Origin of the sequence: Crateriforma spongiae (genome assembly GCF_012290005.1) — a bacterium.
Lineage (GTDB): Bacteria > Planctomycetota > Planctomycetia > Pirellulales > Pirellulaceae > Crateriforma > Crateriforma spongiae.
The window spans coordinates 287073-310182 of record NZ_JAAXMS010000007.1 but is presented as its reverse complement, the minus strand read 5'-3'; the positions used below and the strand labels follow the sequence as shown (position 1 = coordinate 310182).

General features: G+C 56.9%; 14 protein-coding genes. 7 read left to right on the top strand and 7 right to left on the bottom strand.

What is annotated here, in order from left to right; genetic code table 11:
• Window positions 1-184 precede the first annotated feature (184 nt).
• The 3 genes from HFP54_RS19450 to HFP54_RS26535 all read right to left on the bottom strand — a co-directional run bounded on the left by HFP54_RS19450 (window position 185) and on the right by HFP54_RS26535 (window position 4095).
• Window positions 185-1801 carry an alpha-N-arabinofuranosidase gene (locus HFP54_RS19450; protein WP_235952056.1) on the bottom strand — a complete coding sequence of 539 codons (1617 nt, stop codon included), beginning with the start codon at window positions 1799-1801 and terminating at the stop codon, window positions 185-187.
• Window positions 1802-2150: 349 nt separating this feature from the next.
• Window positions 2151-4001, bottom strand: a complete 1851-nt coding sequence (locus tag HFP54_RS25310) for a glucuronyl esterase domain-containing protein (RefSeq protein ID WP_235952055.1) — start codon at window positions 3999-4001, stop codon at window positions 2151-2153.
• Entirely contained in the window at window positions 3982-4095 is a 114-nt protein-coding gene (locus tag HFP54_RS26535) for a hypothetical protein (protein WP_527249673.1), read from the bottom strand. The genes HFP54_RS25310 and HFP54_RS26535 overlap by 20 nt, the downstream gene beginning before the upstream one ends.
• 4 nt (window positions 4096-4099) lie before the next feature.
• Here HFP54_RS26535 and HFP54_RS19435 point away from each other — a divergent pair, with 4 nt between their 5' ends.
• Window positions 4100-4705 (top strand): hypothetical protein, encoded by a 606-nt coding sequence (locus HFP54_RS19435; RefSeq protein ID WP_168566320.1) that lies wholly within the window; start codon window positions 4100-4102, stop codon window positions 4703-4705.
• Here HFP54_RS19435 and pelA read toward each other — a convergent pair.
• Window positions 4663-7008 carry a pectate lyase gene (gene pelA / locus HFP54_RS25305; RefSeq protein ID WP_206036300.1) on the bottom strand — a complete coding sequence of 782 codons (2346 nt, stop codon included), beginning with the start codon at window positions 7006-7008 and terminating at the stop codon, window positions 4663-4665. The genes HFP54_RS19435 and pelA overlap by 43 nt on opposite strands.
• Before the next feature lie 4 nt (window positions 7009-7012).
• Between pelA and HFP54_RS25300 the strand changes: the two genes are divergently transcribed.
• Complete coding sequence (locus HFP54_RS25300) at window positions 7013-7198, top strand: hypothetical protein (RefSeq protein ID WP_206036299.1); 186 nt, start codon at window positions 7013-7015, stop codon at window positions 7196-7198.
• Window positions 7199-7520: 322 nt separating this feature from the next.
• Here the strand turns inward: HFP54_RS25300 and HFP54_RS19420 are convergent, their stop codons facing one another.
• The 3 genes from HFP54_RS19420 to HFP54_RS19410 form a co-directional block, all read right to left on the bottom strand.
• Window positions 7521-11183 carry a WD40 repeat domain-containing serine/threonine-protein kinase gene (locus HFP54_RS19420; protein WP_168566446.1) on the bottom strand — a complete coding sequence of 1221 codons (3663 nt, stop codon included), beginning with the start codon at window positions 11181-11183 and terminating at the stop codon, window positions 7521-7523.
• Window positions 11184-11429: 246 nt separating this feature from the next.
• On the bottom strand, window positions 11430-12377 hold the full coding sequence (locus HFP54_RS19415; protein WP_168566445.1) for a dihydrodipicolinate synthase family protein: 948 nt from the start codon (window positions 12375-12377) through the stop codon (window positions 11430-11432).
• Between the two features lie 184 nt (window positions 12378-12561).
• Window positions 12562-14385, bottom strand: a complete 1824-nt coding sequence (locus HFP54_RS19410) for a glycosyl hydrolase family 28 protein (RefSeq protein ID WP_168566444.1) — start codon at window positions 14383-14385, stop codon at window positions 12562-12564.
• Between the two features lie 266 nt (window positions 14386-14651).
• On the opposite strand from HFP54_RS19410, the gene HFP54_RS19405 reads away from it, so the two are divergent.
• The 5 genes from HFP54_RS19405 to HFP54_RS19385 all read left to right on the top strand — a co-directional run bounded on the left by HFP54_RS19405 (window position 14652) and on the right by HFP54_RS19385 (window position 23097).
• Entirely contained in the window at window positions 14652-15131 is a 480-nt protein-coding gene (locus tag HFP54_RS19405) for a Crp/Fnr family transcriptional regulator (protein WP_168566443.1), read from the top strand.
• A 178-nt stretch (window positions 15132-15309) separates the two neighbouring features.
• Window positions 15310-17529, top strand: coding sequence for a serine/threonine protein kinase (locus tag HFP54_RS19400; protein WP_168566442.1), 2220 nt, complete (start codon window positions 15310-15312; stop codon window positions 17527-17529).
• A 301-nt stretch (window positions 17530-17830) separates the two neighbouring features.
• Window positions 17831-20320, top strand: a complete 2490-nt coding sequence (locus HFP54_RS19395) for a carbohydrate binding domain-containing protein (RefSeq protein ID WP_168566441.1) — start codon at window positions 17831-17833, stop codon at window positions 20318-20320.
• Between the two features lie 134 nt (window positions 20321-20454).
• Window positions 20455-21255 carry an SDR family NAD(P)-dependent oxidoreductase gene (locus HFP54_RS19390; RefSeq protein ID WP_168566440.1) on the top strand — a complete coding sequence of 267 codons (801 nt, stop codon included), beginning with the start codon at window positions 20455-20457 and terminating at the stop codon, window positions 21253-21255.
• 222 nt (window positions 21256-21477) lie between these two features.
• The gene (locus tag HFP54_RS19385) at window positions 21478-23097 is read left to right on the top strand and encodes an acyltransferase family protein (protein WP_168566439.1); all 1620 of its coding nucleotides are present in this window, start codon (window positions 21478-21480) and stop codon (window positions 23095-23097) included.
• Window positions 23098-23110 lie beyond the last annotated feature (13 nt).

The following is a 23110-nucleotide window of genomic DNA, read 5'->3' as shown; positions in this document are numbered from 1 at the left end:
CTGGCACACACGCTTCAAGGAATGGGAGTGTGATTGACGAAGACGCTCCGAATATCACTTCGCTGCGAGGACCGACTGCGAGCAATCATCTGCGCAGCAACCTGGGTTACGGACGCAGCGCCGCGCCCGTCCATGGCATGCGTGCTTCACCGACGCACGGCTGACACGTTGTCTCCGTTGTCCGCTAGTGAGCAGTGACTGCCGAGACACTTGCAGGCGGAATGGTGATCTGGATCGTGTTTGCGACGGTCATCAAGTTTCGGATTACTTGTGGTTGCACCGCTTCCGGATCGTCAAACGTATTGTGAGCATCGATCCGCTCTGCACTAAGCACTCGGCCGTTTGCTTTGGTCAGGTCCAAGCCCTCGAAAGCCAACTCAACCAGGTAGGACTCTGTCGGTGATGTGTTCACCAGCGACACGTTGATCATTCCTTCCGCTGTCAGTGACGCGGACGCTGAGATCGCATCCACCTGGTTGCTCCACGACTTGTCGGAGTTTGCATCAGTCTTGAAACTGGCGGAAGGATTGGTTGGTGGTTCATTCGCGGTCGTGCACGTGTAGGCCGGACTGTTCACGTCCAGAGGAATATGCTTTGCGCCTTGATGAATCTTGTACATTTCGAAGACGTGATACGTCGGCGTCAGCAGCATTCGATCGTCGCGAGTCAGGATCATTGCTTGCAGCACGTTGACGACCTGTGCGATGTTTCCCATCGTGATTCGGTCGGCATGTTCGTGGAAGATGTGGAAGAACAGAGCAGCTGAAACGGCGTCCCGGATGGTGTTTTGCTGATAGAGTGCGGATGGTGCATCCGGGGCCTGGTCGTACCAGGTCCCCCATTCGTCGACGTAAAGGTCAAGCCGTCGATTAGGATCGACTTCGTCCAGGATCGCGATGTAGTCCTTGATTAGATCCTCAACTTGATACGTCTGCTGCATGACGGAGAACCACTCTGACTCCGGAAAATTCAATGCGTCTCCTTTTGCGTTCCAGTCGGCCCCGGGCAGAACGTAATAGTGCATGCTAAAGGCGTCGGCTTGCCTGTGGGCGTTGCGGACCAAGGTATCCATGAACGGTACATCACGACCACTTGGTCCGTTCGCGACTTTTGTGATGCGATTGCCGCTGAAGTTTCGAACGTATGTGGCATAACGTCGATAGAGGTCGGAGTAATATTCGGCCGTCATGTTCCCTCCACAGCCCCAGTTCTCGTTGCCAACACCGAAGTACTTGACGCGCCACGGTTTCTCTCGCCCGTTCATTCGCCGCATTTGTGCGAGCGTGCTGTTCGAGTCGCTTGTCATGTACTCGACCCACTCACGCATTTCTTCGACCGTGCCGGAACCCACGTTTCCGGCCACGTAGGCTTCACAACCGAGTATTTCGCAAAGATCGAGAAACTCATGCGTGCCAAACGCATTCGTCTCGTCGCCGCCCCAGTAAATGTTGAGCGTTCGGGGCCTCGCGTCGCGCGGCCCGATGCCATCACGCCAGTGGTAATCGTCTGCGAAGCAACCGCCCGGCCAACGAAGAACCGGAACGTTGAGTCGCTTAAGCGCGTCCAGAACATCCTTGCGATAGCCTCGCTCGTTGGGAATCTGCGAATCGGGGCCAACCCACAGCCCACCGTAGACGCAGCCTCCCAGGTGTTCCGCGAATTGCCCATAGATTTCAGGAGCGATGACGGAATCCGCTTTTGTGGCGTCGACAACGATCTTTGTTTGTGCGTGGCTAGGATGGGTGAAACCCCACAGAAGTAGCAGGGCAACTCCAATTCGCATTTGAAAACTAATCTTCATTAACAGACACCGTGATTGTGGGTTCGGGGTCGGAGTCCAGGGTTTCCCATTGGTGAAACGGCATGTTCGATTTTAGCCGGCTCGCCCAGATTCTTCTCCAGGACGGGCTGCAACGCCGTTCGCCAGACCTCATGTCTGGCTTGCCCCAAGTGAATGCCAAAGTCGGCAAGGGCATCGGCTGTTTCGAAATCTCATTGCCCTTCTTTTGGATGAATGCCCTGTGGCTTCCTGACGTTTTCCGGAGCCAATTTTCAGAAACGCTTCGTAATGATCGTAGCGTCTTCCGCGTTTTGGAGGACGCGATGGCTGACTCCCACGCCTATCTTGAAACGCGATCCGACCGCTTCCTTCAAAGACCGCCTGGCGCCGCGACATTTGATTCCAGCGCTGCCGGGCCAAACGGGTAGGTCGTGAATACGATTTTGTCGAGCAACGCGCCGTCTTCGCGGTAGGCGAGGGCCAGTGTGTGCTCGCCGGGCTTCAGAATCATGCTACCCAGCTTGACCCATTCCCAGCCGGTTGTTCCCAATCCGTTCGCTGGTTCAAACTTCCCATCGTCGACTTTGATCCAGAACGAATCATCATCGGCCGACGGGCAATTGACTCGAGCAAATAAATGGTACTTCGAGTTTTCTTTCGTCGTGAATGGAACGGTCAGTGTTGCGGCTACGCCGGATGGAGCCGCTTGGGGGCTGTTCATACCGGACTTGATGGTCACGTATTTCCCGCCTGACGCCTTTTCGTCGTTTGCGACCAGCCAGTCGGTTCCGCGTTTCAGGTCTTCCGCCTCGAAGGACAGCGTTTCCACGCGGGTCGAATCGGGCGTCGGGAATGTCGACTTGCCGGTGGTCCATCCGTCGTACCACATCGTGTGTTCAAGATCGCCGAACGGATGCTTTACGACGACCGTGTCGACACCCTTCTTTCCCAAAAGAAATCTGTCGACGAATGCTTCGACTTCCGGACGCTGACTGTCAGGAAGTTGACAGTGCTGGTGTCCGGCGACGATCGAGAATCCAAAGCGATCGGCGATGCCAAACTTTTTCCACACTTCGTGAGCAGCGCGGCAGGAAACGTATCCAGATTCATCGGCCAGCCATTCATAATCGGGATTGCCAAGCACTAGCAATGCGCGTGGAGCCACCATTGCCATCAGTTCGTGATGGTCATACGGAAGTCTTTCAACGGAATTCCCGAAGCGGAACATGTCTTCAAGGAACCAGGCACGACTAGTTTTCCCCAGCGTTTCAACGTTCCCCAGCGTTTCGGAAACACGCCACGCTGCCGCGCCGCCTCCGCCGGATTCTTGTGCGATGGTCAGTGCAATTCTTTCATCAAAGGCCCCAGCAAACAGCGCCATCTTTCCGGCGAAGGAACAGCCAGTGACCGCGAGATGTTTGCGATCAATTGGAAGTACTCCTTCCACAAGTTCCAAGCCGTCGATGATCCGGCTGATTCCCCACGGCCACGCGCTGTACGCGCCGATGTGATTCAAATCAGGGTACAGCCGATTGATCGGTTCCTGACCTCGCTTCTGAGTGTGCGACATCACTTGGCTGAAATTGAAACCAATCATCGCGACGTTGCGATTGGCAAAAATGTCGGACGGAAGGCTCCCGCTGCCGCCACCAAACCCGATTCCAATGACTGCTGGAAACGGTCCGTCACCTTCGGGCAGACGAACACGCGCCGTCAGGACCAAGGTTTCGCCATTCTCCGTGACGTTGACCGTCAGAGTGCTGTCTTTGAAATCCGCTGTGATGTTTTTCGGGCGAGGCGGTTTCTGTCCGATCCCGTAATGTTCAATCTCGGCTTTGATCTCCGACCGCCGTCGACTCCAGTCTCGGAAGTCCGTCGAACGACCGCTTCCATCGGACCAGGCGAAAGGATCAGGCAACGGGCGGACAACTGGCAGTTTTTCATAATCGGGAAACACGGGCGCGTCGAACTTTGCCCCCATATGCTCAACGTCATAAACCAGCGGCACGTCCTGGGCGAACAGTTTTACCGACGCCAATAAAACAAACATCAGTGTGATATGGATTCTCATACTCGCTTCCTGAGTGCGACTGTCGTTTGCCGGAAGATTTGCATAGTGCGTGTCGTCCATCCTCGCCACGAAAGGATGAATCGGATGTTCAATTCGACGAGGGTTGATTCGCATAAAGCGTCTTTGCTTCCTATTTTGTCCCAGCTGCAATCGTGACCGAGGCAAGGGGCAGCCCCTTGGTGGTCGCCGTCACGCGAATCTCACCATGTTCACCATTCTTTGTGCGAACAATGGCAAGGCACAAACCGTTGAAGGCGGGCCGCGTGGCTGACGGGAAGGCGACGAAACACGTGGGATCACCAGTTGTCGGTGGCGGCAATGTGTCCAGGGCCTTCGACGTGGAATGTCAATTGGTGGTTCGCCTGGGGAACAATCGTGCCGTGCGCGTCGAACGAATTCTGAACGAACGGAAAACCAACGCCCGTGTTTCCGTCCTGGCGCTGCGTTCGTTTTGCAGGGTCGGAAACAAATGCCTTTCCCGACGGAAGAATCCACGGCTTCAGCGTTTCATCACTTGCCACGACTTTTTCTGCTTCGGTTGGTTCCGTGTCAGCCGGCCGGTCGTCCTTTTTGTCGGTGACTTCTGGCCGAACGTCATCGATCAAAGCGTCGGCGTCTTCCGCATCGGCGTACTTGATAAAACGCCACCCATCGTTGATCGAGACACGCGTTCGACCGAGAGACATCAGGCGATCGGCAGATGGCGAGTCCTGAGCGGAAACGATATTGCCCCATTTGACGCCCGGAAGACATACAACAAGTACAATCAGGATCGTAAGTCTTCGATGGCTTACGGTAAGTTTTCTTATCATCATGGCGTGACCTCGGCAGCGTTTACTGTGGCTGGTCGCTGACAGCGAAGAATGCGGCCGGCAAAGTCGCTGAGATAGGACTCTCGCCAACGGCTGACGGTCTTTGCCCCACTGTGCGGGCCTTCCGCCAGAGATGGTGTCAGATCATCCGTCCACCAATTTGGCAGCCTGGTATCAGGACGTGCGGCAACCGAGGGCTCGGGTGCACAGGCCGTAATTGCCCCTCTTAAACCGTCCAGTGATGCCACGTTGCTTTCGAGCTGGAACGAGTATTGTTTCGCGGCTTTTGGACAGAACCGAAACCGCATCGTCCTGTCGTCAGCCAGATGCCCAATCAGACGCTGATTCTCGACTATCAAAGTCGCCTTTGCGTCTGGCGGCGCATCTCCAGCGGGTATCACTAATTCGAGAATCCCGAAAACTTCGATTCGATCAGACTCCTTCGGCAGACGATTCAATTTCAGATTGGGCCGCTTCCATGCTCGAACGTACCTGCCTCCCCAGCCAGGGCGACTCGGGTCTTCGAGACGACCGTTAAGCAACCAGCCGACCGACGGTGTGTCGCCCATCTTGATGTCGGCTTTCTGCCGAACGAAGAAGTTCCCGAGCGCACCGATGCCCTTGATGTGCTCGGACACAAATCGTTCGTTGCCCCAAACACCCGATTGATCGCCACCGGTAAACCAGCCGCGATACGTTGCATTGGATTCGATCATCCATAGCGTCGGGTGATGATCAACGACGTATTGATAAGCATCCGGAGACCACTTTTTGTTGGGGCCGCCGATCCAATAAACACGCAACTTTGGCAAAATTCCCGGCGCATCGTTTAATGCTTGGGCGACATCCTCTAGCCCACCCCAGACCAGGAGACAAAGCGGCCGAGAATCATCTCGATGTGCACAATCAATAATCCAACGAGACCCTTCGGTTGGCCGTCTTACGCCCGCATAGGGAGCACGCTCGATTTCTCCCTGCTTTGTGATCGCACGCAGGATGTCCGGATTGGGGTATTTGTCCGAATAGCTTGAAAGGCATTCGTAATCCTGTTCGTAGCAATCGATCACATCAAGAATGTCCTTCATTCGGCCTTCGCCGTATGGCGACGAAACCAGCCCTTCAAGATCAAGCAAGTCGGAATAGACAAGTAGGTGAACCATGGACTGAAAGTCGTCCGGATCCGTGCCACCGATGTCGGTCGATACGATCGCGCGATAACGATGACTGCTGGCACCGCTGTGCTCTGGTATACGCCTGGATCGCGATCGCAATTGTTTTTTCACACCCTCGTGATGAGGCCATTGGGAATACTCCTGTGCGACCTTCTGCCCCCAGTCTCCGTACCATGAGTATCCGCCGCGCCGCTCGCCTCCAATTTCCTGAATGTCAAACCTGATCACTCCGTCGCGATCACTGAAGATCGGACGATTCGATTTAATCTCGTAGAAACGAGCCCACAGTGGCGCGGCCTGTTGATCTTTGGTGAGCGCAAGACCCGTTTGGCTTTTGTTGTAGCGGTAGCCCTCGATCTTTACCGAGTCGAACCACTCGACGCCGGCCTGGACCGCCCGCATCATCTCGGGCGTTGGGTCGCTGACGCTCATCAGAAATATCAATACACCGGCACTTTCACTACCACTGAGCGATGGATGTTCGTAGCTGCGGGCCTGCGTCGGGGCCAGCGTCTTGACATCATGCTGTGCGCACCACACAGTGGGAACACCATCGACAACCACCTGGCACTTCAAAATACATTCGATACCAAGCCGAACAGCTTCTGCTGCCTTGCGTCGTCGCATCCCATCGACAAATCCGTAGGGAGCTTCTCCATCCGCCACATCACGAAGCAAATGCATGACGCGAATCATGGCCCCGTCATTAAATGTGATGTGTGAGTAGTATCCTTTCCTCAGCGGCCAGAACTGAGGCCAGCCGCCGCCCGGGTACTGAGCGGCAAGCAGATAGTCGACACCCTTTAGAAATGAATCTCGGTACCGAATGTCGCCGGTTTCATGCGCCATCCGAGCCAGAAACTGCATCGGCACGGTGGTGGCATCGTTATCAAGACTGTTTGCACGACCGTCGCCGGGCCGTGGAATGTCATCGGGGGCACGCGGCGGCCTCGCCAGATTCGTACTTTTCGGCCAACCGCCTTGCGGCGACTGATATTGGATCACATTGTCGGCAACTGCCCGAGCGACGTCGGATTGAAACCACGCGTCATCATTCTTAAGCAAGTTCTTGTCGAATCGAATTTGTGCGTCAGTACTCTTTCCTGAAACAATCAAAATGAGGATCGCGGATAAACACAAGTGCAGGGCGTGAAGATGTCGACGGTGAAGCATACTGATGATTCCGATTCTCAATGAAGTCCAGCACTGCCCCGAGTCTTGTTTCATCCACGATCATTTGGCAAAAACGACTGCGATCGATGGAAAGTCCGACATCATAACACCTCGCGATCGCTGGTTTTTGGGTGGTTCGGTCACGGCGTCCGACGCGTTGACGTTCAGAATCATTCGTCGATATGCGTAGAGAACGGGTTCGCCGTCGGGGAACTCTAAAACGGCGTGAATTTTCGATCCATCAGCATCGGAAGGAACGGAAATCTTCGCGGTTAGGTCGCTGGAACCTTCGATTGTAACGGAAACGGTGATAAGTGGCCGGTTATGCGTAGATGGGCCACGAATGCGTCAGTGAGCCGTCGCCGGGATCCCGCTGCCGTGTTTCTTCGAACAGCAGAGGAGTCCTTGCTTGGGAAATATTGCTCGCGCCCCATCTCTTTTTTTCTATTCCAGTACTCAGACCGCATTCTGTCGGCCCCGCTGACATGCCCGCCTCTTTCGTGACATCGGGATCAACGCGGTGCTGGTGTCATCGCCTTTTTTGGGGCCGCCTGCGCGGTGGAGGAATCGTCGGCGAACAAAGGATCGACGGCCAGCACCTTGCACGGATCGTTGATGCCAAAAACCATCAGACGCTGTAGCGATTCACTGAAAAACAAGCGATCGGATTGGCGATGTTCGAATTTCAGAAAGCCCAGGTCGCGACCACTGCGCACATCCCAATAGTGAAGTGTTCCGCTGGAACATGCGGAAACCAACGTTTGGTCGTCTTCGATGAAACACATGTCGTCGACGCTGTCACGATGCCCACGCATCAAGCGACGCTGAGAACCATCCGATGTCCGCAGCAGTTCGATGGTGCCGTCATGATGTCCAACGGCCAGCAGTTCTTGTGAGGCGGAAACGGCCGCGCTGCAGTAGCTGCCGTACTGGCTGGGACGTTGATCGACCAAACGCATCGTTTCCGAATCAATCCACCACAACAATTCGTGGGAAACGACCAAGTATCGATCTCGTTGATCGAGCGTGACCACCCGACTGGCACCGGGCGACGGGCCCATCAACCGTCCCTGCTCGGTCCAATCGGATGTTCGGTAACGCCTTAGATGGTCGTCGAATAGCAACAACAGGTATTGATTGTCCTTGGTGAACCGGACCGCATCCGGCTCTTGGGGCTGACCCACGATCGGCAACCGAGCGACCACGTTTTGACCGTCGACGGATTGGACGACGACGCGTCCCTGACAGCCCACCGCCAACCATTGGCCATCGCTGGACACATCGATCGCACGCCGCTGCGTGTCGTTTTCGGTGGCCACCTTGGTGACCTTCAAGGTCGACAAGTCATACTTCTGGACGCCGCCTTCCTGCAGCCTTGTATAGACTTGCGTCGCCGCCGGGTTCGCCGCCGCAATATTGATCATCGGGTCACCAATGGAGCGGAACGGTTGGCGAGACAAATTGAGACGGTAGATACGGATCACGCCGTCTTCGCCACCTTCGGCCAACGTATTCGCGTCAATGAATTTGATGCTGGTGATCCTGCGATCGCTGGCCGTGATCACTTCCGGACGATCTAGCGGACGATTGAGATCCCACACATAAACCAGGCCGTTGTCACAGCCCGCCGCGACGTGTTGCCCCGTATGGTCCAGCGTGATGCAACGCAGTCGCCCGCGAATGCCGCGATGGTGCTTCCACTGCTTACGATCGGGCCAGCCATAGACCGCAAAGTCATTGTTGTTCGCCACAACGATCCTTCGGCCATCGCCTGAAAACGCGAACGACTTACTGTCCAATACGGTTCGCCACTTCGTCGCCGCATCCATGTCCGCCACCGGCCACATCTTGATGCTGTATCCAACCAATTCACCGGTGGTTTCATCGGTCTCGCGATAGGCCGTCAAAAGTGTTTCACCGTCCGGTGCAAAGGTCATTGATTCGTTACGGGATTCGGCCATTCCGCTGCCGATAAAGTTGCCTTCGGCGTCGTGCACTTTCACAGTGTGATAGCGTCCCGCGGTCGAAATAAACTGCCCATCGGCCGAAATCGCAACCGATTCGACGGAATAGCCATGGCCTTCCAATCGGCGAATGAGTTCGCCATCTTCCATGCGATGCACCTGAACCGAGTTGATTCCCAACGGCACATTACATCCAGTAACAAACCACTTCGCATCCGGCGAAACAGCGATGGCATCCAGACGCCCGCCGATCGGATGTCGGCGAATCAGTTGCCCATACGAGGGTCCATCGGCCAGACTCCAAATCGCCACGTCCCCGGAATTCCCGACCGATACCAGTTGACGCCCATCACTGGTGACCGCGATCTCGGTCACCCCCTTCGGATCGGCTTCGATCCGCAACGGGGCGGGGCGATGCGTGATGGTCCGCAACAACCGCCACTCAAATCCGCGCGGATCATACGCCCCAGGTTCCATCCCGACGCGGTCCGGGTCGTGACGATCCAACAGTTGCTCCACTGCGTCGAAATCGCCACGATCGTAGGCGCGATAGGCGGCGGCGACATCGGCGACATACAACTGCCGCCGCAACCGCCGCTGGCTCTGATCCAAATCCAAATTGCTTTTGGCCAGCGCGGCATTAGTGCGTTCGAGCGTCTCGTTGGCCGTCCCCAGTTCGCGGTTGAACCTGGCCAGACGTTGGCCCATCACGTACTGGGCCGCAATGACGGCCAGCACGATGGACGCGGCAAGAGACGCAACGGCAAGTGTGGCTTTCGGATTGGATACCACCCAGCGAATCGCATGATCGGCGGGGCCGGGCGTCCGCGCGACGGTCGCCGTTCCCACCGCAAATCGTCGTAAATCGGCGGCCATGTCCGCGGCGGCCTGGTAGCGATCCGACGGCATTCGCTGCATCGCCTTCAAGATGATCGCTTCCAACGGCCGGGGAACGTCGGGCAACACCTTCGACGGTGGCGGGAACCGACCGGCGCTGATTTCCATCAAGATGCGAAACCGATCCCCGTGATGGGGCCGCCGACCGGTGACCAATTCGTACAACGTCGCCCCCAGTGAATAGACATCACTTCGGTGATCGACTTGCCCTTGATCGGCCACGGCCTGCTCGGGACTCATGTAGTGTGGCGTCCCGATCACCTGCCCCGTCTGCGTTACGACCGTGTGCACTTCCCCCAGCGACGCCAGTCCGAAATCCGTCAACCACAGGTGCCCGGTGGTATCCAACATCAAATTGGATGGTTTGACATCGCGGTGCACCATGCCCTGATCATGAGCCGCCTGCAACGCATCGGCCGCCACCGCGATCATTTCCGCGATATCCTGGAAACGGTCACCGTGTTTCGCCGACGCAGCAAAACACGCCATCGCATTGGGACGAAAACCATGCATTGCACCCGAGTGAATGGATGCTTCATCAGTTTCTTGATCGCGTCCATCCGATGTTGATGGCATCTCCGCAGACATCGTCCCGACCGTCGACAAACCGCCAGACTGGATTTCCGAATCAGATTCATTCTGCAATCGTGGATCAGCGATTCGCATCGCCGACACCAAATCGGCAAGCGTGCAACCATCGATCAGCTTCAACGCCAGATACGACACATCATCGTCGGATCCGAAATCCAGCATTGGGACAATGTGTGGGTGATCCAATGATCGGATCGCCGACGCTTCACGCCGAAACCGCTGCACCAACACTTCATCCGAGGCCGCGACGGCGTCCAGCACCTTGACCGCAGCAGGATGCTGATCCGATTGCCGCCGCCCCAGATACACTCGGGCCATTCCGCCCCGGCCGATTAGACGTTCCAGCCGGTATTCGCCCACCACGTCTGGACGGCCGGACCGGACATGGAGTTCGGCCGATGCATCACCGGTCGGCGATGACGGACGGGATTCGTCCGACACCAACGATGAATCGGACGGTGGTGCCGCGGCATTGTCGTGAGCGGTTGGGTCTTTGGCATCCCCACCAAGACTCGGCTCCGTTCCGGTTTGGGCCCCGTGACCGGCCTCGGTATCGCCCGCACTGTTCCCCGGATTCGCCCTTTGAATGAACCCCAAAAACGCATCACGATGGCGAGGCCAGGGACGGACGAATTCCTCGGGGTCCAAATGATGCCCCGATTCCAGCCGCTGCAGATACGCAGCAATCACCTCGTCCAGCGTCTTGTTTTCGGATCGGGTCATGCCAGCCCTGCAATGTCATGTCCGTTTGCCTGACTAGGAATCCATCGCCGGCTACACCCGATCATTCAGCGACTCGGCACGGCCCCCGTCAGATTTAGAAACGATAGCACCCCGCAGAGCCAATCAAAGGCCCCGCTCTATGATGGTCCATCGAAACGCCAAAGTCGAACATGCGGGAGCTGATTTTTGCACAATCATTCTCACGCCGCTGAAGGTCCCCCCCCCGCGGCGATGGCGTCCGCAAAATCAAGCCTCGCATTGTGGGACCCATTGATCCCACCATGCCTGGAACAACTGCAACTGAGACTCGGCAAACGCGGCTTGCCTGGGCGACAACCCATCGGTGGGCTCGAGATGATTTCGGTATTCCCGAAATCCTTGCAGATACAGCAAGTACTTGTAGTACATCACCAAATCGGGTCCCTCGTCATAGCGTGAAAGGACGGCCAAGGCGTCATCCAGTTCTTTGGCATAGCGACGAGCCAGGACGTCACCGGCGGCAGCCTTTCGACACAGATCGACCAACCGCAACACCGCATCGGGCAAACAGTTTCCGATTCCCGTGATTGCACCGTCGGCACCACAGCGGACGAACCCATGAAAGACCTGGGTATCCACGCCTGCCATTAACAACAAACCGTCGTCGCCGCTGGTGATCTGTTCGGCGGCATAGCTCAGTGAATCGGCACCGCCGAATTCCTTGAATCCCACCAAGTTCGCAAAACGATCACGGAGTTCAAAGAACAAGTCCGCTTTCGTTTCATAGCCGTAGTACGGGCTGTTGTAGATGACCGAGGGCAAATCGGGTGCTGCTGCTAGGACAGCGGCAAAGTGATTCCGTTGTGCGGCCACCGATGTCCCGCGCGAAAGCACACGCGGGATGACCATCAGCCCGGCCGCACCAACACGTTGGGCATGACGTGCGTGATCCGCGGCCACCGCGGGACTGATCGCGCCGGTCCCGACCACCACCGGAACCCCGGCATCGACCAGTGCTTTGACACCGTCTTGCCGTTGTGCATCCGACAACAAGGGCCATTCGCCCATCGATCCACAGTAAACGACCCCGGACATTCCGGCATCGATCATCCGTTTGCCGTGATCGACCAGAGCACCGAAATTTGGCTTGCCCTGTTCATCACAGGGCGTCATCAGCGCGGGAATGCATCCACGAAAAACCGAGCCATCACTCATCCGATTGCCTGCTGACGATCGTTAACAAAAAGTCTGACGCTTGCTGCGAAAGTCGGAGCCGCGCCGTCGGCACGACATCTTGTGCAGCAATCCAAGTCCTAGCCGCCGATCATATCGTTTGGCAATGCCGGGTCCATCCCGCGTGCCAAACCCGTTGAACACAGCGGGACATCAACATTGGATATCAATCTTGCCGCGCATCGCGACTTTCTGACTTCGGATGGTCGCCGGAGGATGCATCCGATGGAAAGCTTACCTCGGGCGATCCGATCACAGTGAATCGTCCCGTCGTTTGAAAGTTTTGCTGGCTGATGAACTCGCCGGCCACCCGCAGACGTTCGAAAGCCAAGCCTTGCACGTCACCACCAACGACATTCGTCACCCCCGACGGATCCGCTTGCGAAGGCACGTTGCCAGTTTCCGCGATGTTGTTGTAATCGCTCGGGTCCAACCACCGGTCCACGCTGATATCGCGAAATCGCATGTCACGAATTTTCTGTTTGGGTGATTCGTGCAAGTGCAATCCGATCAGCCGGGCAACGGGACCTTCCATCACGATGTCTTCAAACACAAAGTCTTCGATCACACCGGCTCCATCATGACGGGCCATGCTGACCAAGCCCCAGTTTTCATTGGTGCCGGTGTACTCGGTATGAATCACATCGATATGACTAACACGCACATCGGAAACGTTTTTCCCGAACCACCCCAACTGAAAAACGGCGCCGTTGTTCATTTGCCACACGACGCAGTTCCGCACCACCGCATGGTCGTGATACAGCTTGAATGCATCGTCAAAAGCCGACACGAAACAATCCTCGACGATGCCGTTTCGTGGCACGTCGAAACCATCGTTATTCCATCGCCAACTGCCAAGAATCTTGACGTTGCGAATCGTGCCGCCATGGTCAAACGTATTGCAAACAAAGTGGGGTGCGTTGGCCAGAGTGACCCCCTGGATTTTGAAATCGGGCCCCACATCGACCAATTTGATGGACGTCTTCCATGGGTCATGCATCACCGGTTCGTCTGAACCGTGCTGCGATCGCCATGGAAAGTCTTCGCCGGACAAGATCCCGGATCCTGTCATCATTAAACCGTCCACGGATCGTGCATCGATGGCGCCCATCACATAGGCGCCGCCTTGAAGATGAATCCGCTGCACACCTTCCGGCACCTTCCAGTCGCCGATCCGATGAATGCCGGGTGGGAAGACAATCACCGGCTTGCTTTGAACAGAAGCAAGTTTGGCTCCTGGTGTCACGTAGCCGATATCGTCGTCGTCGATCGCCGGCCCACCAAGGAATTGCTCGTGCTGTTCAGCCATCGGGTCTGCAAACAAAAGCAGTGCGTCACGTGGTAAATCCCGACGCTGGCGAAAGTGCTGATCAATGAACTCCACCGATACTTTCACACCGGGCTTGTGCACGCGAATCTTGACCCAGCCGGCCTGGGCATCTTGCTGAAGAATGTCGAAGTCGACGCCAATCTTTCGACTCGGGCGCAGACGAACCTGCTGAAAGGCCCCGTTCAACTTCTGCACCTTCACATCCACCGCCTTGCCGCATTGGAAAGTCGCAAAACTGAACGATCGACGATCGGCACGATCAAAGGCCGCGCCGTCGGTGCGTCCGTCGCCCGCCGGCGGTCGCGTGACATAGACATCCGCCGGCTGTCCTTGGACCTCGACGCGATAGAAAGGTGACCGCTGGGAATCACCAAGACCTGGCGTTCGAAAAACGGCCCATGGTTTGTCTTGATTGACCGATGACGTCGATGCGTCTTGAAGCGTTTCGGGTCGCTGTGCCACCACCCGTTGCCCCGCCGCAACGCACAACACCACGATCGCAACTAGACCGAGCACCTGACGTGACGACCGCAACGCCACACGGATCGGGCACTCCTGCGTCATCTGGTATTGAAGGTTTGGCGAATCGATCTTTTCGCGGGCAACAGGTTTTGTCGCCGTTGTTCGTTGGTTGTACAGCGGAACCATCGCGTCATCCATCAAGTTGCCCACAAATTGCAAGTGACATCGGCCTGTGATCGATCGGGGGTGACGTTTTCACCCGATCATTGGTGATTCGCTGACAATACGACAAAGGTGCCCCAATCTGTACGTCAGAATAGGCACCACAGAATCCATCGTCTTCGATTGCGTCACAACAGATCGGCAATTTTGACAGCCACCGCGATGAATCGGATCGGTACGATGAACGGTTCTGTCCGATACGATCGCGTCTTGATTGCAACGATTTGAAAGTGAGTCGAGCCATGTCTGATGACCGCGTCGAACTGCTTCGCCGAATGCCCGCGTTTGGAGGATTGAAACCGGAATCGCTGCAACTTTTGCTAAGTGAATCCACCCAATTGCACACTGCCGCGGGTGAATATTTTTTTCACGAAGGTGACCGCGGCGACTGCGTCTATATCCTGGAATCGGGATCTGTCACCGTTCAAAGGATCTGGCACGATCAAACTTTTGCCCTGGGCCACCTGGGCCCGGGCGACTGCTTTGGCGAAATGGCATTGATTGATTTTTGTCCACGTTCGGCCAGCGTTTACGCGGAATCGGATTGCCAGACGATCCAAATTCCGACCCGATCCTTGGGTATTCTGTTGCGCAACGACGTCGAACAGTACGCGATGATCATGATGAACCTGGGACGCGAAGTCAGTCGACGATTGAGAGTCGCCGACGACGCGCTTTTCCAGTTGCGTCACGCCGGTACGGCCGGAACAGCATGTTCTTGAGCATGGCGTTTTCCGCGGATTCGGCTCAGAATACCCAGCAAGTCCTTCGATCGTGCTAACGAATGGCACGTCACATCCGCCGAATCCGGGGCTTTTCCCCCGCCCAAAATCGAATAGCCCCAACAGCCTTGCCAAAGCGTTTCGCACGGTTCGCCCTCGGACGCTGCCAGAATGAATCATGAGCGGCCCCAAAACTTCTTCCTCCTATGCCAGCGATGTATCCCAGTCCAAGCAATCCGTCTTGGGATCTCGTGCGTCACGCATCAAGAACGTGGCGACATCGGCACTTTCCAACTTGGTGTTCACCCGCCGCCGTTTGTGGACATGGCCCCTGATCGCCGCCGTGATTTTGTTTCTGGTCGGCTGGTTCACGCACCGCCACGTCGAACGCCAAGTCGAACACACCCTGGCCCAGCAATTACAAGCCTTGTTGAACGCTGATGTGGCGGCTTTGAAGATCTGGCTGGACGTCCGTGAAGCAGACGCGGAATCCTTGGGCCATGACGAACGGGTATTGAACCTGGTAAGTGGCTTGATGCAGGTCGCCGATGATGCCACAGCGCAGCAGCGTACCGCGGCGTTGTTGTCCGCAACCGAACAACGCACATTAAGCGATTTGTTGGACGATTGGCTGGAAACCCAAAACATCCAGGGTTACATGGTGGTCGATCGCACAGGTTTGGTGTTGGCCAGTGACATTGAAGGGGCCGTCGGCAACACGGAGTTGCTACAGAAGTTCTTGCCTCAATTTGAACCCATCTTCGCCGGCGAAACGCACTACCTGCCGCCGATGAAAAGCATCCTGGCCATGCCCGATGTCGACGGTGAAATCCGTGCGGGCGTTCCGGTAATGTTCATCAACGCGCCCGTTCAACAGGACGACGGTGAAATCTTGGCCGCGCTGTGTCTGCGGATTCGTCCGGAAGATGAGTTTTCGAAGATCTTGCAAGTCGCACGGTCAGGCCGAACCGGGGAAACGTACGCGTTCAATCGTGACGGTCTGATGGTCACCGCCAGCCGCTTTGATGAAACGCTGAAAGAAATCGGCTTGCTGGAAGACAGTCCGCACGTTCGGTCGCTGTTGAATATCCAACTGCGTGATCCCGGCGTCGACATGACCACGGGCAATCGCCCCAAGCTTCGGCGAAATGAGCAACCGTTGACCGCGCTTGCCCAGTCGGCGACTGCCGGGGAATCAGGGCTGAACGTTGGTGGATATCGCGACTATCGCGGCGTTCGTGTCATCGGCGCGTGGACGTGGTTGGACGAATTCGACATCGGCGTGGGTACGGAATTCGATACCTCCGAAGCATTCCAGTCGCTGCAATCACTTCGGATCGCTTTCCTGGGTTTGACAGCGTTACTGGTGCTGGTCACCGCCGGGCTGTTCGGGCTGACCCTGTACGCATCCAAATTGGAACGACAAGGACGCGAAGCGGTGGTCGAAGCACGACGCCTAGGGCAATATTCACTGGATGAAAAATTGGGTGCCGGCGCGATGGGCGAAGTTTATCGTGCCCATCACCAAATGCTGCACCGTCCGACCGCGGTCAAGCTACTGAACGTCGATCGCCATGATGAACAGGCCATCGCACGCTTTGAACGCGAAGTTCAAATGACGTGCCGCCTGACCCATCCCAACACGATCGCGATCTTTGATTACGGTCGAACTCCCGAAGGCGTTTTCTACTACGCGATGGAATACCTGGACGGGCTGAGCTTGGATGACTTGATCCGTCGGTTCGGCCCACAACCGGCCGGGCGCGTGATTTATCTGCTGCGTCAACTGTGTGGATCTTTGGCCGAAGCCCACGAACAGAAGTTGATCCACCGAGATGTCAAACCAGCCAACATCATGCTGACCCGCTGTGGCGGCATGGCGGATTTCGTCAAGCTGTTGGATTTCGGATTGGTCAAACCACAAGATTCCGACCGCGAAATGACTCAGGCCGGATCGCTGACCGGCACGCCGTTGTACATGTCGCCCGAAGCGATTCAACACCAACCTTTGGATCACCGCAGCGACCTGTACGCCGTCGGTGCGGTCGGATACTACATGCTGACCGGCACCAACGTGTTCCGTGGTCAAAGCATCGTTGAATTGTGCCAACAACACGTTCGCGAAAGCCCGGAATCCCCGTCACAACGAATGGGACGCCCCGTCGACGCCGGCTTGGAGCGTGCCCTGATGTGGTGTCTGGAAAAATCGCCGGACGATCGCCCCAAGGATGCCGACGCGCTGGACCAAGCCCTGGCCCAATGCGTCGACGCGTCACGCTGGGACAAGTATGCCGCGAAAGAATGGTGGCATCGATTCATCGACCAGACCACCGATGTCGACGCGACGATCGAACAAACCGTCGCAGTCGGCCCCAATTTTTCGCCGCCGACCTCCTAATCAAGGTCACGGTGACGCATGATAAAGGTATCCCCACCTTGATCGTGGCCGACGATCGCTTGGCGTGACCACGTCGAACGCCCGCGGATCGCATCCAATGACATCGGATGATCCGGCCGCATGCCCCCATCCCCTCCAGCCGACTCTCCGGTGCAAACGCATGTCACTACTTCATTCATTCGTGCGTTCATTGTTTTCGCATCCCGCTGTTTTTCGAATACTTCTGACGATCGCACTGGTCGTCTCGAGCACCTGGATACCGGGTTCCGCTGAAGAACCCCAAGGCTGGTTTGAATTTGGCATGTCGGCAGTCGACGACCGGCTTGATTTTCTGGTCGACGATGATGTGATCATTCCGGCCGGACAGCCGGGACGAGTGACGGTCAACGACGGACACTTCGTCGACGGCAACGGCGAACGCATTCGCTTCATCGGTACCAACCTTTGTTTTGGCGGCGCATTCCCCGACAAGACCGATGCCACGGCCATCGCCAAACGACTGGGGCAGTTAGGCGTCAACGTGGTTCGATTCCATCACATGGACAATGCGTCCGCCCCGCGTGGCATTTGGGATCGCGGTCGCAAACGACTGGACGCTGACCAGCTGGACCGACTGGATTGGCTGATCGCCCAGCTGAAACAGAACGGGATCTACAGCAACCTGAACTTACACGTTTCCCGCGATTACCCCGGCATTGATCGAAGCACCGAACGAGCCTTTCGGTACGGCAAAGCCTTGGACAACTTTTACGCGCCTTACATCCAACTTCAAAAACAATATGCCAAGGACCTGTTGACGCATCGCAACCCCTACACGGGAACGACCTATGTGGATGAACCGGCGATCCTGTGTGTGGAGATTAACAACGAAAACAGCCTGACGACTGCCCCCTGGGATTCTCTGGCGGATCTGGGCGAACCGTGGGGCCCGCAACTTCAAAAGCAATGGAATCGATGGTTGGCGGCAAGATACGACGACATCGACCAGGCGCGTCGGGCTTGGGGCGAAGTCGACGAGCCGCTGGGTGCCCCCATGCTTGCCCAACCGGCTGCCGGCGGCGAACTGGACGCTTGGAATCTGCAGGCCCCCGCGCCGGCCGAAGCGACCATTCAAATCAGCCAGGACGCGCCGGAGGGTGAATCTTTCGGCATTCACTGTGAACTCACCCGGCCCGGCAGCGAAGAATGGCATTTCCAACTGAATCAACGCGGGCTCAGCTTGGAAGCCGGGCGTCTGTACACGTTCAGTTTTTGGGCAAAGAGTGATCGACCACGAACCGTCCGTCCCGAAGCCCGGCTGGCGATCGATCCCTGGGATCATTTGGGCCTACAAACCGCCGTGCAATTGACGTCGCGATGGCAACGATTTGATTTGCCGTTTCGTGCGACCGAAAGCCATCAAGACGTTTGTCGTGTCGGTTGGGTGATGGGCAATGACATCGGATCGGTTTGGTTCTCCGGTGCATCACTTCGTCCCGGCGGAGTCTTGGGAACCGCAAAATCACAAAGCATCGCTGAGGGCAATGTCCGGCTGACGCGTCGTGTCGATACCGTGCCACGACAGCGGGACTACCTAAGATTCCTGATGGATACCGAACAGCGTTATCACGTCATGATGCGAGACTTTCTGAAGCTCGATCTTGGCCTGCAAGCAATGGTGATCAACACCCAAGCCAGCTACGGCAAAACCGCCGGGATCCTGCGTGAATCGCGTTGGTCCGACTTCATCGACATGCACGGGTACTGGCAGCACCCCCGATTCCCGGGACGGCCTTGGGATCCGTCCAACTGGACGATCGAAAACACATCCATGATCGGCGAATCCGACGGCGGCCGTATCGGCTTGATCGCCCGACATCGTGTCGCGGCGATGCCGTTCAGCGTCAGTGAATACAACCATCCGGCGCCAAACGAATCGGCGGTCGAGATGTTTCCGATCCTGTCGTCGGTAGCGGCAATGCAGGATTGGGACGCGATCTATCAGTTTTCGTACATGAATTCATCGGAGGCTCCGGAAGTTCCACGTATTGATTCGTACTTCGAATTGGCCAATCACCCCGGGCACTTGGTGTGGCTGCCCATCGCAAAACAGATTTTCCGTCAGGGTGGGGTCCACCCGTTGGCAACATCCATGACGTTGCAGATCCCGACCGATGCGACACACGCCGATGCATCGATTAGCGATCACTGGTCCGCGGCGGCAGCACAAGACGATTGGCTGATGAAACACCGACTGCAAGTCAAAGTGGGCCACACCGACACGCCCGTGATCAGGCGGAAGACCGTCACCGATGCCACCGCACAGACAAGCCAAGTCCGTTGGCAACCGGGTGACAACAAGGGCGGCGGCCCGGCGACCTTTGTCGTCAATGCTCCCACGGTGCGAGCTGCCGTCGGACAGTTGGCCGATCACACGATCAAGCTTGGTGACGTTTCGCTGATTGTTCGGGGGCTGGACCGAAAATTTGCGTCGTTCGGCCTGGCTTCGTTGGACAACCGGCCGATCGAAACCTCCGAACGAATGCTGCTGGTTCTGGTCGGACGCGTTGAAAACACCGGCATGCGGTGGAATGAATCTCGCACCAGTGTGGGCACCGACTGGGGCGACGCACCGACGATCGCCGAGGGCATCAGCGCATCGGTGGTGATTCCTGGAAAGGTCAACGTGACATCGCTTACAGCATCGGGCGAACCGCAAACCGAAGTACCGGTTCGTTTGGCCGGCGACCGATCGGGGATCCAGCTGGGTCCGAAATACAAGACGCTGTGGTACTTGATTCAGCGTCCTTAAGACAGACTCACGGGAACACGGCAAACGTCCAGGGCGTGGGCAAGGCCAGTCGATCATCGCTAAGATCATGCCGTCGGCGGTCGGTCGCGACCGGGTCATGCTTTCTTCATCGCTTCACCCCAATCACGCCCACGATGTCATTGCGTTTTGAGAATAAACGAGTCTTTGTCACTGCCGCATCGGTCGGCATCGGCTACGAGATCAGCCGCCAGTTCGCTGCCGAAGGCGCCATCGTTGGCCTGAACGCACGACGCGACGAAACGACGGCCAAAGCTGTCGAAGCGCTTCGCAACCAGTACCCCAGCGCGGACATTACCGGATATCCCTGCGACGTGGCCGATGTCGAAGCGATTCAGGGCCATGTTCGTGATTTCAGTGCCCAACACGGCGGACTGGATGTGATGGTTGCCAATGCGGGCATCACCGTCTTTGCCCCGTTCTTGAAGGTACAGCCCGACGAGTTCGATTATTTGATGAACGTCAACATGCGCGGCACCTATTTCAGCGTGCAAGAAGCTGCCAAGCAGATGATCGCCGCCAAGACCGCCGGACGCATCGTACTGATGTCGTCGGTTTGCGGGATGCAGTCCCATGCCCACACCAGTTCGTATGGCATGACCAAAGCAGCGATCCGCCACTTGGCCATTTCATTGGCCGATGAACTGGGGCCGCACGGCATCACCGTCAACGTCGTCTCGCCCGGCGCCACGTTGAACGAGCGCACCTCCGAAGACCAGGAATACGCCGACGGCTGGGCCAGCGTGTGCCCATCGGGACGCGTCGGTAACGTGGGTGACGTTGCCTATGCAACATTGTTTTTGGCGGACCAGCGGGCCGGCCAAATCACCGGTGAAAACATCGTCGTCGATGGCGGTTGGTCGACCACCAGCCCATTGCCGAAATACCTGCACGATGAATTAAAAGGCGGAAAGTAGTCGTCGGGTCCAGATCGATCACGAATTTGCGTTGACGGATTCGCATCGAAAGCCTGTCGGATCAACGCACGGCAATATTTAATCGGCCGGATTGCCAAGATTCATTCGGTCCCGGCGAAAGCGGTATCGTTTGGGGGCACACTTAGCCGGGTTCTGTCATGAACGGATCCTTCACCGGCCTTTTCCCGCCGTCGCCCCGCCGAATCAATCAGCATCCGTGCCATGTCGAAAGCCGCCATTCTTTCCGATCCGCGCCGACATGATCTGGATGCCTTGCGAGCGGTCGCCATGCTGCTGGGCATTGTGTTGCACGGCATGATTTCGTTCTTGCCGGTGGCATCGGGTTGGGCGGTGCAAGACAGCCGGCAAGCCGACGGATTCGGCGTCATTCTGTCGATGATCCATGGCTTTCGGATGCCGCTTTTTTTTCTGATCAGCGGTTTTTTCACAATGATGTTGCTGCGACGACGCGGCATCCCGGCTTTGCTGTGGCATCGATTTCGGCGGATTTTTCTACCTTTGGTTTTGGGGTTGTTCACCATCATCCCGTCGGTGTGGATCGTATCGGCGTTCGTCCAGCAACCCGCCGATGCCAACGCCAGCGCCGACAACCTTTGGGCGGCCGTGATCATGGACCAGCCCGACCGAATCCAGGCGTTGATCGACGACGGCCAGGACGTCAATGCACGATCCGACGATGGTGCGACGCCCTTTCTGTTGGCCGCGTTTTTGGGGCGTGACGATGCAGCGGAGGTTTTGATCCGCAATGGTGCCGACCCGACCTTGGCCAACTACAAGGGAGAGACTCCGGCTGATGTGATGCAGGCACCTTGGTCACTGACCAAAATGATCGCCGGCTTTGTCAAAGCGCCCGTGAAGCAGGAAGCGGTTCAAGCCGGTCGCCAAAGGATCGCCCAGTGGATTCCGGAGAAGTCCATCGACTCAGCAACGACAGCGGAATCAGCCGACCAAGCAAAGGAGGCAGCGCAAGCATTGCTGGCCGCGTTGTTTTTCGTTCCCGTGTTTTTGCATCTATGGTTTTTGTGGTTCCTGTGCTTCCTAGTCGTCGGGTTTGTGATCGGCGTGTGGATCTATCGACGTCTTCCATGGGCATTACCGACGATGTGGGCGGCATCGGCGTTTTGGGTGATCGTGCTGGTGGTGCCGGTGACCGCACTCCTGCAAGCGTCCATGAAAAGCAACGCGGGCCAATTCGGTCCTGACACTTCGATCGGCTTGCTGCCATTGCCGGTCGTGCTTGCCTATTACGCCGTGTTCTTTTTCTTCGGCGCGTTGTATTACCGCGCCGATGACACAACGGGCCGGTTGTCGCGGCACTGGCCGGCGATGTTGCTGGTTTCGTTAGCCGTTTTGTTTCCTGTCGGGCTGACCTGGGGCGGTGCTGGAAACCAGACGCATCGCATCGTCGGCCTGCTGTGCCAAGCCGGTTACGCTTGGCTGATGTCCATCGGAATGATGGGACTGTTTCGTCGTTATTGCCACGCCCACAGCCCCGTGATGCGGTATCTGTCCGATTCATCGTATTGGCTGTACGTCGCCCACATGCCGGTCATCTTGTTGGTCCAGGCGTGGGTCCGCGATTGGGATTTGTCGCCCTACATCAAACTACCGATCATTTGCGTCGTGACTTCCGTGGTCTTGCTGATCAGTTACCAATACCTCGTTCGGTACACGCCAATCGGAACACTGCTAAACGGCAAACGGGTGCGACCGGGACGACACCGGCCTACGCCCGATCACACCGATGCGATTTTGATCGACACACCACCGGGAACGGACACGGTAGTGGAGGCAAAGATTGCGTCGTCAGGCCCGTCCTAGCAAGACGGCGTGA

Excerpts from the sequence above, each read along its gene's own strand:
- HFP54_RS19450 (WP_235952056.1), bottom strand. The coding sequence starts at position 1,801 with ATGAAGATTAGTTTTCAAATGCGAATTGGAGTTGCCCTGCTACTTCTG.
- pelA (WP_206036300.1), bottom strand. The coding sequence starts at position 7,008 with ATGCTTCACCGTCGACATCTTCACGCCCTGCACTTGTGTTTATCCGCG.
- HFP54_RS25300 (WP_206036299.1), top strand. The coding sequence starts at position 7,013 with ATGATTCCGATTCTCAATGAAGTCCAGCACTGCCCCGAGTCTTGTTTC.
- HFP54_RS19420 (WP_168566446.1), bottom strand. The coding sequence starts at position 11,183 with ATGACCCGATCCGAAAACAAGACGCTGGACGAGGTGATTGCTGCGTAT.
- HFP54_RS19415 (WP_168566445.1), bottom strand. The coding sequence starts at position 12,377 with ATGAGTGATGGCTCGGTTTTTCGTGGATGCATTCCCGCGCTGATGACG.
- HFP54_RS19410 (WP_168566444.1), bottom strand. The coding sequence starts at position 14,385 with ATGGATGACGCGATGGTTCCGCTGTACAACCAACGAACAACGGCGACA.
- HFP54_RS19405 (WP_168566443.1), top strand. The coding sequence starts at position 14,652 with ATGTCTGATGACCGCGTCGAACTGCTTCGCCGAATGCCCGCGTTTGGA.
- HFP54_RS19400 (WP_168566442.1), top strand. The coding sequence starts at position 15,310 with ATGAGCGGCCCCAAAACTTCTTCCTCCTATGCCAGCGATGTATCCCAG.
- HFP54_RS19395 (WP_168566441.1), top strand. The coding sequence starts at position 17,831 with ATGTCGGCAGTCGACGACCGGCTTGATTTTCTGGTCGACGATGATGTG.
- HFP54_RS19390 (WP_168566440.1), top strand. The coding sequence starts at position 20,455 with ATGTCATTGCGTTTTGAGAATAAACGAGTCTTTGTCACTGCCGCATCG.
- HFP54_RS19385 (WP_168566439.1), top strand. The coding sequence starts at position 21,478 with ATGTCGAAAGCCGCCATTCTTTCCGATCCGCGCCGACATGATCTGGAT.